9 protein-coding genes are annotated in these 15136 nt (G+C 69.0%); 4 read left to right on the plus strand and 5 right to left on the minus strand.

The genetic code is table 11. From position 1 onward, the window contains the following. Positions 1 to 20 precede the first annotated feature (20 nt). Entirely contained in the window at positions 21 to 1499 is a 1479-nt protein-coding gene (locus GYB83_RS08795) for a cytosine permease (RefSeq protein WP_161895124.1), read from the minus strand. Beyond that, entirely contained in the window at positions 1499 to 1663 is a 165-nt protein-coding gene (locus GYB83_RS23375; RefSeq protein WP_186349747.1) for a hypothetical protein, read from the minus strand. Before GYB83_RS23375 ends, GYB83_RS08795 begins: the two co-directional genes overlap by 1 nt. Before the next feature lie 126 nt (positions 1664 to 1789). On the opposite strand from GYB83_RS23375, the gene GYB83_RS08800 reads away from it, so the two are divergent. Beyond that, complete coding sequence (locus tag GYB83_RS08800) at positions 1790 to 3175, plus strand: flavin monoamine oxidase family protein (protein WP_161895125.1); 1386 nt, start codon at positions 1790 to 1792, stop codon at positions 3173 to 3175. Positions 3176 to 3241: 66 nt separating this feature from the next. On the opposite strand, the gene GYB83_RS08805 is transcribed toward GYB83_RS08800, so the two are convergent. The 3 genes from GYB83_RS08805 to GYB83_RS08815 form a co-directional block, all read right to left on the minus strand. Further along, positions 3242 to 4840 carry a thiamine pyrophosphate-binding protein gene (locus GYB83_RS08805; RefSeq protein WP_161895126.1) on the minus strand — a complete coding sequence of 533 codons (1599 nt, stop codon included), beginning with the start codon at positions 4838 to 4840 and terminating at the stop codon, positions 3242 to 3244. 43 nt (positions 4841 to 4883) lie between these two features. Then, positions 4884 to 6107: a Glu/Leu/Phe/Val dehydrogenase dimerization domain-containing protein gene (locus tag GYB83_RS08810; RefSeq protein ID WP_161895127.1), complete on the minus strand. Its 1224-nt coding sequence runs from the start codon at positions 6105 to 6107 to the stop codon at positions 4884 to 4886. Between the two features lie 122 nt (positions 6108 to 6229). After that, complete coding sequence (locus GYB83_RS08815) at positions 6230 to 6823, minus strand: TetR/AcrR family transcriptional regulator (protein ID WP_228461324.1); 594 nt, start codon at positions 6821 to 6823, stop codon at positions 6230 to 6232. Between the two features lie 220 nt (positions 6824 to 7043). On the opposite strand from GYB83_RS08815, the gene GYB83_RS08820 reads away from it, so the two are divergent. The 3 genes from GYB83_RS08820 (at position 7044) to GYB83_RS08830 (ending at position 15093) form a co-directional block, all read left to right on the plus strand. Next, a complete protein-coding gene (locus tag GYB83_RS08820; RefSeq protein ID WP_228461325.1) occupies positions 7044 to 8480 on the plus strand; it encodes an amino acid permease in 1437 nt (478 codons plus the stop codon). After that, positions 8477 to 9715, plus strand: a complete 1239-nt coding sequence (locus GYB83_RS08825) for an NAD(P)/FAD-dependent oxidoreductase (RefSeq protein WP_161895128.1) — start codon at positions 8477 to 8479, stop codon at positions 9713 to 9715. The genes GYB83_RS08820 and GYB83_RS08825 overlap by 4 nt, the downstream gene beginning before the upstream one ends. Before the next feature lie 146 nt (positions 9716 to 9861). Continuing rightward, positions 9862 to 15093, plus strand: coding sequence for a beta strand repeat-containing protein (locus GYB83_RS08830; RefSeq protein ID WP_161895129.1), 5232 nt, complete (start codon positions 9862 to 9864; stop codon positions 15091 to 15093). Positions 15094 to 15136 lie beyond the last annotated feature (43 nt).

Genomic DNA, 15136 nt, shown 5'->3' on the forward strand with positions numbered 1-15136 from the left:
GGTGGTTTCACGTCTGAGGCTCAGACGGCCGACTGCAGATCTCGCGACCTTCCCTCGTACAAGCCGAGACCGGACGGCATCACGACAAGTCGAGTCAGCACATAGTGGGCGAAGCCCGCCACGAGGAACGACGGCACCGACGCCGTCGTGTACTTGAAGATCCCCGCGGGCTCGTAGGTGATCGGGTTCAGAAGCAGGCAATACACGACGACCCCGAGCCCGACCGACACGAACGCGCAGATGTTGACTCCTCGCCAGTAGCCGTAGCCCGAGTGCGCTCCGTCGGTGTATAGCTGGCGCACGTCGAGCACGCGGCGGCGCAGTATGAAGTAGTCGACGATCTGCACACCGCACAGGGGTGCGAGGAAGAGCGCTCCCCACGAAAGGAACTGGCTGTAGTTGTCGTACACGGCTTGCGGAAAGAACACGAGGACCACCGCGGGGCCGAGGATGACGGTGATCAGCGCAGGCCAGGAGACACCACGAAGGAGGCGACCGCCGCCGCCGCGCAGCGCGACCATCGAGGCGTATCCCTGCGACAGGATCGCGGTGATGTTGGCGAGCGCGACGACGAACAGCGCCAACACGCCGAACGTGCTGCCGATGAGCGGGATCATCCACTCGGTCGGGTCGTCGAGCTTGAGGGTCAGCGCCGCGAACACACCGACGACCGCGGCGATCACCGACGCACCGAAGATGCCGAGGAAGTTCGGCCAGAACGCCGACCGCGACGTGCGGGTCAGTCGGGCGAGGTTGCCCATGTTGGGCCACCATGCGAATCCGCCCGCGATGTTGATCTCGATGGCGAGCATGAAGCTGACGTGCGAGTCGTCGGCGGGCTCCAGCGGCGCGAGCGAGGCGATGTGGTCCCAGGTGTCGCGGCGCAGCACCATCACGAGGATCGCGATGATGATGAGGATGAGCAGCGGGGCGATGACCTGGCAGACCCGTTCCACCGAGACCGGACCGCGCGACAGGATGAGCCACGAGACGACGACCGCGCCCACCGCGATGATCGACAGGGCCGTGGTCGAGTTCGACAGCTGCCACCCGAACATGTGGCTCAGCGCGTTCACCATGCCGTGACCGAGCATGATGGCGAGCACCGCCGACCAAGCCGCCGCGAGCAACGTCGACATGAACACCATGACCACTCTCGCCCCGCCGTTGCCGAAGACGCTTCGGAGCCCGATGAACTGTTCCACGCCGTACTTCGCCGAGGGCAGACACGGCGCGAGGGCCACGAAGAACACCGCGACGCCGTATCCGATCGCGATCGTCGCGATCGCCTGCTTGGCGCCGACGTAGTAGGCGACCGCCGATCCCTGGAGGAACGCCCAGGTCGCGACCGCCAGTCCGATGTTCACGACCGAGTAGTCCCAGAATCCCCAGATCCGTTCGCGACGGGTGAGAGGGAGTTCGTTCAACGTCGCGTCGTCGACCGTGGACGGGGCCTCGGCGACGATGGTCTCGCCGGTGACGGCCTTTCGGGAGCGCATCACAGGCACCACCAGAGGAGCAGTGCGGATCCGACGACGAGTCCCACGACGGCGAGGACGATGTCCCGCGCAGGCAGATCGGCCAGGATCATCCCGTTGTCGTCTGGGGATTCCAGGAGTTGGAGGCGTCGTTCCAACTCCGTGTCGAACGCGTCGGTTGCCATGTGTGACCTTTCTGACTGACGAACCAGTTAAGTGAGAATGTGTGGTCCCTCACATGCTTGTCAAGACTGAGTCCAGATCACTTCTCATAATTGACTGGCGAATCAGTTAATGTCACGATGGGATCCATGTCACATTCCGAGAACGTCTCCGAGACGTCACCCGACCGAGTCGACGTGGTCGTCGTCGGCGCAGGCTACGCAGGACTGTCCGCTGCCCTCGCACTCGTCGACGCCGGCGTGAACGCGGTGGTACTCGAAGGCGCCGACCGCGTCGGCGGCCGCACGCTCTCCGAGGTCCGCCCGACCGGCGTGACCGTCGATCACGGCGGACAGTGGGTGGGCCCCACCCAGACTCGGCTGCTCGGCCTCGCCGAGCGATTCGGCGTCCCGACCTTCCCCACGTACTGGGCAGGCGACCATCTGGAGATCTGGGCCGACAGCAGCATCAATCGATATCGCGGGACAGGACCCGACGAGGGCGACGGTCTCCACGAGTACGAGGCCCACATCGAGGTGCTCGACGCGCTCGCCGCCACCATCGACCTGCACGATCCCAGCGGGTCGCCCGACGCCGCCGCATTGGACGACGAGACGGTCGCCTCCTACCTGGTCCGCACGGTCCCCTCCGAGGGTGCGCGACGCCGATTCGCGCTGGCGGTCGAAGGCGTCTGGGCATGCGAACCCGCCCACTTGTCGATGCTGCACTTCCTCTTCTACATCGCCGCCGCGGGAAGCTTCGACGAGCTCATGGAGACCGACGGCTGCGCCCAGGACTCCCGTTTCGTCGGCGGCGCACAGGCACCCGCACTCGCCGTGGCAGCCCACCTCGGGGACCGTGTCCGACTCGGGTGGCGCGCCGACCGAGTCGTCGTGACCGACGACGGTGTGCTCGTCGAGACTCCCGTCGGAACCGTCCGCGCCGACCGTGCGATCCTCACGCTTCCGCCGCAGGCCGCGGGCGCCGTCCGGTTCGATCCCCCGCTTCCCCCGGCGAAAGCCCGATTCGTCGACCGCAGCGTGATGGGAGACGTCGCCAAGGTGCACGTCACCTACTCGACCCCGTTCTGGCGAGGCGAGGGACTCAGCGGCCAGGCGACCGTGTACGACGAGCGTGAGACGGGCGTCGTCTTCGACAACTCCCCCGACGACGCGAGCCGGGGCGTCCTGGTGGCATTCGTCTACGGCCGCCGCGTGGATCCGTGGGCCCGGCTCGAAGCCGATGAGCGCCGCGCCGCGATCATGACGACACTCGTCGACCTCTTCGGCGAACGCGCGGCCGATCCCGTCGACTACGTGGAGAAGATCTGGTCGACCGATCCCTGGATCCGCGGTGCCTATGCGGCCAACCCCACGCCCGGGGCCTGGTCGGCATACGGAGAGCAGGGCTGGCGCATCCCCACCGGCCGCCTCCATTGGGCCGGCTCGGAGACGTCGAGCGTCTGGAACGGCTACATCGACGGCGCCATCGCGTCCGGCCGACGCGCCGCACAGGAGATTCTCGACCTGCGCTGACCGGCGCCGCACGAGCACAAGGCCCGGAACCTCGACGGAGGTTCCGGGCCTTGGACGTAGCCGAGATCAGACGGCGGGTTCGCGCACGTAGATCAGAGTCGGACGATCGGCGGCAAACGCCTCCCGAACGGCCGGGCCGACCTCCGCGTACGACGCGGCGTCGACGCCGTGGCAGCCCAGTGCCCGAGCGACACCGGCGAAGTCCGGTGTCGGAAGGTCCACCGCGATCGGCGTCTCGTCCCGGTCGACCATCTCGTTGCGGATCTCGCCGTAGCCGCCGTTGTCGACGACGACGACGGGCAGTGCGATGCCGGCCTGCGCCGCGGTCGCGAGCTCCGGGAGCGAGAACATCACACCTCCGTCACCGATGACCGCGACCACCTGGCGGCCGGGCGACGACACCATCGCGCCGATGCCTGCGGGCAGCGAGTACCCGAGGGTGCCGAGTCCGGACGGGTACATGAACGACCGCGGTGCGTAGCGCGGGAGGTTGCCCATCAGGCCGTAGTAGCACGACATCGTCTGGTCGGCGACGATCACGGCGTCGTCGTCGAGGACCTCGGCGAGCGATTCGGCGAGTCCGACGTACGCCGCACCGATGGTGCGTGCATCTTCGGTGAGCTTGGGACGCCACGCGGCCGCGCGATCGGCGCCGCTGTCGGCCCGACCGGTCACCGGGGCGAGCCGCTCGGTGAGGTCGGCGAGGACGGCCGCGGCGTCGCCGACCACTGCAACCTCGGGGATCGCGTTGGTCGCGACCGCGAGCGGATCGATGTCGATGCGCACCAGGCGGGTCGCCGGCATCGGGCCCCACCACCAGTCGGCGGGCGCGAGTTCCGTGCCGACGGCGACGACGACGTCGCAGTCGCGGACCAGATCGAGGGTCACCTCGAGCGGCACGCCCGCGCCCAGCGCCAGCGGGTGGTCCTCGCGGACGACGGCTTTGCCGTTGGCGGTCGTGACGACCGGTGCGTCGAACTTCTCGGCGAACGCCAACACCTCCGCGGTGGCGCGGCTCGCGCCGCCGCCCGCGACGATCAACGGGCGCTGCGCGGACGCGATCACCTCGGCGGCAGCGGCGACGACCGACTCCGCCGGGACGATCGACGGCACGGTGACCGGAGCCTCGGCGACGACCTGCGCCTGCGCTTCGAGCAGGTCGAGCGGGATCTCCAGGTACGCCGGACGCGGGCGTCCGGTGGTCATCGCGGCGAAGCACTGCGCGACGGCGTGCGGGATCTCCGCGACACTGGTCACTCGCTGTGCATGGGCGACGACTGCCGACATCGCATCGATCTGGCTGCGCACCTCGTGCAGCAGACCGTTGTATCCGCTCGGATGATCCGACGGCATGCCGGGCGCGATGAACAGGACCGGAACCGAGTCCGAGTACGCCTGCGCCGCCGACGCCGCGGCATTGAGGATCGCCGGACCGGTCGTCGTCACGACGACGCCGGGACGGCCGGACAGCCGCGCGTAGCCGTCGGCCGCGTAGCCCGCACCCTGCTCGTGGCGGGGAGTGACGTGGCTGATCGACGACGCCTCGAGCGCGGCGTAGATCGCGAGATTGTGCGTGCCGGGGATGCCGAAGACGGTGTCGACGCCGTGAGCGACCAGCGCGTCGACGACGGCGCCGCCTCCCGAGCGGAGAACACTAGCTGACATGGATATCTGAACTCTCTGTTGAAGTCGAGACGGCGAAGCCGACTCAGTAGATCGGGAACTCGTCGGAGATCGCGGCCAGCTTGCGCGATGCCATCTCGAACGCGGCGGCACGCAGGGAGACGCCCTCGGCCTCTGCGATGTCGAACATCTCGTCGCTCAGGGCGGTGATGCGGCTGTTGATCTTGGCGAACGACTGCTCGGGAGTGCCGTCGACGTCACCGAAGAAGACCCACCACCACCAGGCGTTGGTCGCCGAGTTGGCGACGAAGTCGGGCGAGACCTCGATACCGCGTGCGGCGAGCAGCTCCTCGGCCTCCGGGGTGACCGGCATATTGGCCGCTTCGACCACCAGGCGAGCGCGAACCTGATCCTGGTTGCCGTCGTTGATGCAGTACGAGATGGCGGCGGGCACGAGCACGTCGGCCTCGAGCGAGAGCCAGTCCGACGAGTCCAGGCAGCGGTCGCCGTCGCGGAGCTTAGTGCGGTCGACGTTGCCCTTGGCGCTGCGCGTGAGGAGCAGTTCTTCGACGTCGAGGCCGGCCTCGTTGTAGACGACGCCTTCGACGTCGACGATGCCGACGACGCGGACGCCGACCTCGGCGAGGTAGCGAGCCGTCGCGCCGCCCATCGAGCCGAAACCCTGGATCACGGCGGTGGTGTCGGCCGGCGCCATCTCGCGACGGGCCATCGCCGCGAGGGCGGCCTTGGCGACACCGTAGCCGCCGACCAGCTCGTCGAGGCTCACGCCGTCGACAACACTGTTGAACGCGGTGGACATCCGGCCCCGGGCGGCGTCCGGGTCGTCGACGACCCGCTCGGCCGCCTGGATGGAGCTGCGGAGTCCGACCTCGGGAAGCAGACGGTCGATGGTGGTCTGCTGGACGCCGAAGTCTTCACCCATGGTCCACCGGGTGTCGATGATCGGCGCGGTGGCCTGCAGGAACCGGCGGAGGACACCGTCGGCCTCGGGGCTGTACGGATCGAAGTCGATTCCGCCCTTGGCGCCGCCGAGCGGAACGTAGCGTGCGCCGGGCTCGTAGTGGACGCCCTCCTTGAGCGTCATGCCGCGGGCCAGGCCGCGGACCTCGTCGAGGGTGCAGCCGGCGCGCATGCGCAGACCGCCGGAGGAGACACCGCGGACCAGTCGATCGATGACGACGTAGCCGGTGGCGTCGCTCTCGGTGTCGTGCCAGACGATCTCGAAGAAGGCGTTGTCGTCGCGAGCGCCCGCGGAGGCGTCGATCGCGTTGGGGAGTGTCAGGGACATGGTTCGCTCCTGCGGTAGTGGTGCGTCGATCGGGGTGCGACGCGGAACAATGCTTGACTGAGTACTTAGTCAGTATGGCACCGATCACACGGGAGGGCAACCCTCGAGGGCGATCACATCGATCAGATCCCGAGTTCGCGCTCCAGCGCCAGCTGCGTCCAGTCCCGGATCTGCTCCATCGAGACGACGTCGTCGAACACCACGTGCTGGACCGCGAGACCGTCGAGCATCGATGTGAGGCGCCAGGTGGCCGCCACCGGATCGGGGCAGGTGAACACGCCCTGCGCGACGCCGTCGTCGATGATGCCGATGAGCACCTCGCGCCAGCCCTCGTCGAGGTCGTGGACCACTCCGCGCAGCGTGGGGTCGCGCAGGCTCGCCGACCACGCCTGCACCCACAGTCGCCAGCCGAACTCCGAGCCGGACGGACCGTACTCGATGAGCATCGTCCACAGCCGTTCGGTGACGTCCGACGACGAGGCGGCCAGCGCGGCGTCGCGGTGCTCGATGTCGCGGTCGGACGCGTATCGCAGAGCCTCGACGATCAGCGTCTCGAGGTTGTCGAAGTGATAGAAGACCAGGCCGACACTGACCCCGACACGCTTGGCGACGTCCGCACCGCGCACGCGGTCGATGCCGCCCTCTTTGATCATGTCGAGGGTCGCCCTGAGAATCCCCTCACGCCGATCGGCGGAGTCCTTCGTCACCCGAGTCACCAGGGCAATGCTACGGGTCCGATATGCGTCGTAGCCACCTGTGATCCGTGCGGGGCCTTGACAACACTGTGATGGCCGTCGCATTCTGATTGCGCTGACTGAGTACATAGTCAGCAGATCGTGGACAGTCCGACGCGCAGGGGGTTGCGACCGGGCGTCCGCGCACACACTTCAGGAGCACACCGTGTCAGTAGCCCCGACCACCGGTTCCGAGGAACCGGTGACCTCCCAGACAAGCGGAACGGAAACGCCGTTCTACACTCCCGAGGGGCCAGCCCTCAAACGCGTCATGAAGAGCCGCCACCTGTTCATGATCACCCTCGCGGGTGTCATCGGCACCGGCCTGTTCCTGGGCACCGGACAGGTGATCGGCTCCGCGGGCCCCGGCGGAACCATCGTGGCCTACCTCGTCGGCGGCGTCCTGCTGTACCTGACGATGGTCTGCCTCGGCGAGATGTCGGTCGTCATGCCCGTCAGCGGCTCGTTCCAGGCGCACGCCACCAAGTACATCGGGCCGGCGACCGGATTCACCATCGGCTGGGTCTACTGGATCAGCTGGGCGTCGTTCATCGGCCTCGAATTCACCGCTGCCGGCATCACCATGAAGTTCTGGTTCCCCGACACCCCGACATGGGTGTGGTCGGCGATCTTCATCGCCGTCCTCTTCCTCGTGAACTGCTTCACCGCCCGCTCGTTCGCCGAGACCGAGTACGCGCTCGCCGCGGTCAAGGTCCTCGCCGTCGGCGTGTTCATCGTGCTCGGCGTCCTCGCCATCACCGGCGTCATCAAGATGGACGGCATCGAGGCTCCCGGCCTCTCGAACTTCACCTCGAACGGCGGCTTCTTCCCCGTCGGCTTCGGCGCCGTCTTCGCCGCCATGATGACGGTCGTCTACACGTTCATGGGCTCCGAGGTGATGGGCGTCGTGGCAGGCGAGACGGAGAATCCCCGCAAGGCCGTCCCGAAGGCCGTCCGCACCATCGTGTTCCGCCTCGTATTCCTGTACCTGGGCTCCATCCTCATCCTGATCGCGCTGATCCCGTGGGAGCAGCTCGGCCTCGACGAGAGCCCGTTCGTCACCGTCTTCAAGGCGATCGGCATCCCCTACGCCGCGGGCATCATGAACTTCGTCATCCTGGTCGCCATCCTGTCGGTCGGCAACACCGGCCTGTACATGTGCACCCGCATCCTGTGGTCGCTCGCGCAGGAGAAGGCCGCTCCCCGCGTCTTCGGTGTCACCACCAAGCGAGGCATTCCGATCTGGGGCCTGCTGTTCACCCTCGTCTTCGGCCTGCTGTCCCTGATGACCGAGTTCGTCGCCGCGGACACCGTCTTCGTCTTCCTGATCTCGGTCAGCGGCGTCGGCGGAGCCCTCTGCTGGATGACGATCGCGCTGTCCCAGTACCGCTTCCGTCGGCAGTACGTCAGGGGCGGCGGCAAGGTGAAAGACCTGCCCTACGCGGCGCCGATGTTCCCGCTGACCCCGATACTCGTGATCCTCATGAACTGCGTCGTGTTCGTCTCGATGGCCTTCGACGACACTCAGCGATTGTCGCTGATCCTCGGCCTCGGCTGCGTGCCGGTGTTCTACGCGATCTACCAGTGGGGCATCAAGCCGCGGATCGCCGCCGTCGCGACGCCGGATCCCGCCGCATGACCGCCCCCGCATCCGTCGCCGTCGTCGGCGCCGGGATGGTGGGCCTGTCCACGGCGTGGTTCCTGCAGGAACGCGGCGTCGCCGTGACCGTCGTCGACGCCGTCGGCCCCGCGGCAGGCGCCTCCTGGGGCAACGCAGGCTGGATCACCCCGACCCTGTCGACGCCGCTCACCGACCCGTCGATGCTCACCTACGGTCTGCGCAGCCTATTGAGCCCGACGTCACCGCTGTACATTCCGCCGCGCCCCGATCCGAAGCTCTTCGGATTCCTGGCACGGATGGCCCGCAACAGCACCACGCCCCGATGGAAGGCCGGTGTCCGCGCCCTCGTCGACATCAACCTCCAGGCGTTGGACGCCTTCGACGCACTCGCCGACGGCGGCGTCGACGGACCGATCCAGGAGGCCGACGACTTCCTGTTCGCCTACACCGACCCGACGGGCCCGCAGGGCATGGTCGACGAGGGGCGGAAGATCACCGCGCTCGGGCAGCGGGTGGACGTGGAGCCGATCTCCGTCGGCGACGCGCACCTGATGGCTCCGATGCTGTCCGAGAAGATCCGCGGCGCACTCCTCCTGCGCGGCCAGCGGTTCCTCGATCCGCCGCGCTTCGTCGCCGCACTCGCCGAGTCGGTGGTCGACCGCGGAGCCGCCCTCCGGACCGCGCACGTCCACGAGGTCGTCGACCGGGGCAACCGCGTCCGGCTGATCGGCGACGACATCGACGACGCCTTCGACGCGGTCGTCGTCGCCGCGGGCGTCGAACTCGGGCGGCTCACCCACCGCTACGGTGTACGGACGCGCATCCGACCTGGCCGCGGCTACAGTTTCGCCGTCGACGTCGCCGACATGCCGCCCGGCCCGGTGTACTTCCCCGGCTCGTCCGTGGTGTGCACGCCGCTCGGCGACCGGATGCGCATCGCCGGGATGATGGAGTTCGGACGTCACGGCGACCCCGTCGACCAACGCCGCATCGCCGCCATCGTCGAATCCGTCCGACCGCTGCTGCGCGGCGTCGACCTCGACGACCGGCACGACGAATGGGTCGGTTCGCGCCCGTGCACGCAGGACGGACTCCCGGTCGTCGGACCGACGACGTCGCCGCGCGTGTTCGTCGCGGGCGGGCATGCGATGGAGGGCATGACGCTCGGCCCCGCCACCGGACGACTCCTCGCGGAGACGATCTGCACCGGAGCCGCCCCGTCGGCCCTCGCGGGGTTCGACCCGCTCCGCTGAGCACTCCCGGCTCCGCCCGCGCGGGCGGAGCCGGGGCGTGTCATCGAGTAGTCGGACGCCCCGATACAGGTAGTCGGGGCGCTTGTGGAAGTTCCTTCGAAAGCCGGTGATGGAAGCCAACACCGTCACAGCGAGGGAGTCCGGCCATGCACCACACCGCACGCAATCGGGCACGACTGATCGGCGCCGCGGCAGGCGTATCACTGCTGTTCAGCCCCGCCGGGAACGCTCAGGCCGACGAGCCGGTCGACTCGTCGACGAGTTCGGTGTCCGACACCGAGGCGCAGACCCGGCCCACCGAGCCGGAGGACGCGCCCGCGTCGGACGAGACGGCCGCGGCGCCCGCACCGACTGCCGACGCGAGCACCGCCGCGCCGCAGACCTCCGATACCGCGCCGCCCGCGTCCGAGGCCCCCGCGACGCAGGACCCCGTGGTCCCGGAGTCGCCTCCCGACGATCCGGCGCCCCAGACCTCCGTCGTCGACACCCCGACCGCGACGACGACGATCACCACCTCGCCTGCACCCGCGGTTCCGTCGACCGACGACGACACGGCAGACACCGCACCACCGCAGGACGCCCGGCCCGCCTCGCCCGCCGCGTTCGCACCGACGACGATCGGTGCGCAACAGGCCGATTCGCCGGAACCGGCCCCGCTCGCGGTCATGGCGCCCGCCACCGCGCCGCTGACGGCGCCGGAACCCAGCCTGTTCGGCATGCTGGCACTGTTCGGGGCGCCTCTCGCCGCGGGCTCCACCAGCCCCGCCGCGCCCGCCCCCTGGATACTCGGCTGGTGGAGTCGACGATTCCAGCAGAAGCTGCTCAACAGCACGCCCACCACCGCCACACCCACCGTCAGTGACGGCGGCGACACCGACGACCGGACCTACGCCGTCGCGGTTCCCGCGTCGGACGCCGACGGCGACGCCCTCACGTACACGGTCACTTCGGCACCGAGGCACGGGACTGTGACCGCGGTCCCCGGCGGCTACCGCTACGTCGCCGACCCCGGTTTCAGCGGAGTCGACACCTTCCAGGTCCGGGTGTCCGACGCGTCCGCCGAACCTCACCTTCACGGCCTCGACAGTCTGTTCTCCCTTTTCACGGGCGTGTCAGCGCACGAGACGTACCGGACCGTGTCGGTCGTCGTCGACGCATCCGCTCCGACCAACCAGGCGCCGACCGTCACCGGCGACAACGGCACACCCGCCCCCGACGGAACGGTCAGCGGAACGATCACCGCCTCCGATCCCGACGGCGACCCGCTCACCTACACGGTCAACGGCGTCGGCTACACCCGCGGAACAACGCTCACCACCGACACCGGCGACTTCGTCTGGGACGCCGCCACGAACGGCTACACCTTCACACCGTCCGCCGCCGCCAGACATCGCGCCGCCGCCGACGACGCGGACGCCGACGACACCGCCGAGACCTTCGTGATCGTCGCCTCTGACGGGCGCGGCGGCACATCGACTACGACGCTCACCACCGTCATCACCGGCGACAACACGGCCCCTGTCATCGCCGGACCGACGACCGGCGCGGTGGACCGTGCAACCGGCACGACGGTCGGAACGGTCACCGCATCCGACGGCGACGCCGACCCCCTGCGGTACGCGGTCACCACGGCCCCGTCCCACGGCTCGGTCGAGATGCGTCCGGACGGGTCGTTCGTCTACACGCCGGACGGTACCGACCGGTCGCCTGCGCCGACGGACTCGTTCACCGTCACCGTCGACGACGGCCACGGCGGAACGGTCGCCGTACCGGTCTCGATCGCCGCGTTCCCCCGCTACTTCCTCGACGTCGATCCGCAGAACCTGTTCTGGGACCCGTCCGATGCGGACACGGCCGCCGGGGCCGTACCCGGATCACCGGTCGGCGTCGTCGAGTACTCGGTGGACGGTTCCGGCGCCGTCGTCGTTCACAACACGGGCACGACGCCGATCTCGGTGCTGCAGTACAACACGAACGGCGGCACGCAGAACATCGCCGAGTACGTCGCCATCGCACCCGGCTCCTCCCACACGTTCGGTGTGTCGGCGACCGGATCCGCGCTGGACCAGTTGGTGGTCCAGACGCCCCGCGACGATCAGGGGCGACCCGTCGTCGCCGGGAGCATCGTCCGGCGATCGGACGGCAGCTTCTTCCAGAACACCGTGCCGCGCGTCAACGCGGCGCCGACGTTGACTGCGAGCGACCAGGTCGACGCCGCGTCGTCGACGACGGGCCGTCTCACCGTCGACGACGCGGACGACGATCCGCTGACCTACACGGTCGACGGCATGACGTACCGCCGCGGCGAGACCGTGTACACGGTCAAGGGAGCGTTCACCTGGAACAGCACCGACGACGGCTACACGTTCACTCCGTCCGCGGCCGCGCGCCATGCGGCGTCGGCGCCCGGAGCGACCGCCGACGACAAGTCCACGACCATCACCATCGCGGTGGACGACGGATTCGGCGGACTGGCCTCCACCACCGTCACCGCTCCGATCACCGCGGACAACTCCGTGCCGCTGGTCACCGAGTCGAACAGGGTCGACTCCCCCTCGTCGAGTACGGGCGTGTTGACCGCGTCCGACCCCGACGGAGATCCGATCACGTACACCGTCAACGGCGTCGCGTACTCCCGCGGCCAGACCGTCACCACGCCCAAGGGCTCGTTCGTCTGGAGGCAGGACGGCACGTACACCTACACGCCGACATACCAGGCGCGTCACCGTGCGGCCGCCGACGGCGCATCGTCCACCGACAAGACGGACGTCGTCGTCATCCGAGCCGCGGACGGTCACGGAGGAACGGCCGCGACGGACGTCTCGTTCGCGATCGTCGGGGCCAACTCGCCCGCCCAGCTCGACACGACGACCCCGGTCGGCGCGGTTGTCGCGGCGGGCACCTCCACGGGCAGCTTGGCCCCGCGGGCGAGCGACGTGGACCACGACCCCTTGACCTTCTCGGCACCGTCGTCGACGACGACGGGCGGCGGAAGCGTCACCGTCGCCCCCGACGGGACGTTCGTCTACACCGCCCCGATCGGCGGGTCGCCGACGGCCACCGACAGTTTCACGGTCCATGTGTCCGACGGCCACGGCCCGGCGACGGTCGCCGTCGTGACGGTCCCCGCCCGCAACACCGCTCCACAGTTCACGGCGGGGAACCGGAACGACGGCGCCACCACGAACACCGGCACGATGACCGTCGCCGACGCCGACGGGCATCCGCTGACCTACACCGTGAACGGCCAGGCCTACACGCGCGGGAGCACCGTGTCGACTCCCCAGGGAACCTTCGTGTGGCGGGCCGACGGAACCTACACGTTCACCCCGTCGACGGCCGCCCGGCACGCCGCATCGGCGACGGACGCCGGCCCCGATCAGGTGAACGCCGTCGTCACGCTGGTCGCATCCGATGGGATCGACTCGACCACGTCGACGCTGGTGTTGCCGCTCGTCGGCACCAACAGCGCACCGGTCCTGACCGTCCCTCCCGCACCGGCGCCCGCGGGCGGCAGCGCGGTCGTCAGCGGCGGCTTCACGGCGTCCGACGCGCAGAACGATCCGCTCCGCTTCCGGGTCACCGACGCCGCCCCGACCGGCACGCCGGGGACGTACACGACCGCGGCGGGCGGAACCGTCGTTCTCGACCCGACCGCCCGCACCTACACGTACACGCCGACCGCCGCGATGCGGCTGGCCGCGTCCGACATCAACGCCCCGGCGAGTACTCGCACCGACACGTTCACCATCGAGGTCGACGACGGTCACGGCGGCGTCGTCACCAGGCTGGTCACCGTCACCGTCGACCCGGTCACCGCGGCAGGCTACGCGGTCGGTCCGGTCGTCCTCGGGCCGGACGGAACCCGCTACCTGACGGCATACGACTCGTCCGGCAGCACCACCAACGTCACCGTCGTCTCCCCCGATGGGACGATCGGCCGGGCCCAGATTCCGGGGAGCCCGTCGGGAGGAGTCCAGCTCGATCCCTCCGGCGACGCGTATCTCACCGTCGCCGACCAGGGCTCGTACTCCGTCTACCGGCTCGGCGACGACGGACGGTGGACCTCGCTCAACGGCACCGGAACGCCCGGCACCACCGCCCGGCCCCTGACGTTCCGCCACGGACCGGCGGGGACCACCGTCTACGCGGTCACCCAGTCGGCGACCACGTCCTACCTGTCGGTGATCTCGCCGACCGGGACGACGGTGACCGGGCCGATCCTCGGAGCCACTCGCGGCTACGACGTCGCCGCCGACGGGACCGTCGCGCTGACCACCATCGAGTCGACGGCGAACGGGGACGTGTACCGAACCTCCTACATCTCCCCCACCGGCCAGGTCACCACGCATGTCCTCGGCGGCGGCCCGGTGACCGACTTCAACAAGCTCACGGTGGGTCCGACGGGGATCCCGTACTACGTGGCGACGTCCGGGTCGACGACGACGGTGCACACGATCACGCCCAGCGGACCACACAGCTACTCGGCGACTGGCGATGCCACGTCCAGGCCGACATTCGGCGCTGACGGCACCGCCTATCTCCCGATCCGCAACTTCGACAACAGCACCACGGTGATCATCATGACGCCGAACGGATCGACGACCCGCACCGTCACCGGCAACGCCGTCGACGGGGTCGTCTTCGCGGGCGAGACCCCGTACCTCGTCACACAGACCATCAGCGGAGGATGCCTGATCACCGACCTGCGTCCCGGCGGCGGGTCGAGTACATGCACCGTGACCGGGACACCGACGTCCGGCACCGCGGTCGGCGCGGACGGCACCGTGTACGTGCGCTCGTACGTCTCCTCGCCGACCAGCGGCTGGACCTGGTACGCGACGCCCGTCGTGCCGGGCGGTTCCCCGAGGCCCTCGGTGGTCACGTCTCTGGGCGCACTGCCGACGATGCTTCCGAACGGATCCGCAGCGTATGTCGGGCTCACCGGCGACCAGACGTCCGGGTACACGACCCCGGTGACGATCGTCCGACCGGACGGCACATCGACCGATCTCTCGTTCGACGGCCGGTACTACAACAAGACGGTCGGAGATACCGGCATCCTGTACTTGACGCCGCTGACGGCCGGTCCACCGATCGTGATGATCGACGGAACCACTCCCAGATCGATCCCGATACCTGCCGGAACCCTCTATCAGGTCGTCGAGAGGCCGGGTGGCGGCGCGTACGCCTACGGCAGCACCGGGTCGTCGACGACCTTCGTGATGTACATCGACCCGGACGGAACCACGCGCACGATCACGATCCCCGGATCACCCGTCAATCAAGGGATCACCATCGCCCCGGACGGCTCGGCGACGATCACGACCATCGCGTACCTCCCGAACGGGTCGGTCACACGAGTCACCGACCTGTAGTCGTCCCGGAGACGAGAAAAGTGTTGAGTTGAGGTCCGTGACG

Origin of the sequence: Gordonia spumicola, assembly GCF_009932475.1 — a bacterium.
Taxonomy (GTDB): domain Bacteria; phylum Actinomycetota; class Actinomycetes; order Mycobacteriales; family Mycobacteriaceae; genus Gordonia; species Gordonia spumicola.

Coding starts and splice junctions, on each gene's coding strand:
- GYB83_RS08795 (WP_161895124.1), bottom strand. CDS start 1,499: ATGCGCTCCCGAAAGGCCGTCACCGGCGAGACCATCGTCGCCGAGGCC.
- GYB83_RS23375 (WP_186349747.1), bottom strand. CDS start 1,663: ATGGCAACCGACGCGTTCGACACGGAGTTGGAACGACGCCTCCAACTC.
- GYB83_RS08800 (WP_161895125.1), top strand. CDS start 1,790: ATGTCACATTCCGAGAACGTCTCCGAGACGTCACCCGACCGAGTCGAC.
- GYB83_RS08805 (WP_161895126.1), bottom strand. CDS start 4,840: ATGTCAGCTAGTGTTCTCCGCTCGGGAGGCGGCGCCGTCGTCGACGCG.
- GYB83_RS08810 (WP_161895127.1), bottom strand. CDS start 6,107: ATGTCCCTGACACTCCCCAACGCGATCGACGCCTCCGCGGGCGCTCGC.
- GYB83_RS08825 (WP_161895128.1), top strand. CDS start 8,477: ATGACCGCCCCCGCATCCGTCGCCGTCGTCGGCGCCGGGATGGTGGGC.
- GYB83_RS08830 (WP_161895129.1), top strand. CDS start 9,862: ATGCACCACACCGCACGCAATCGGGCACGACTGATCGGCGCCGCGGCA.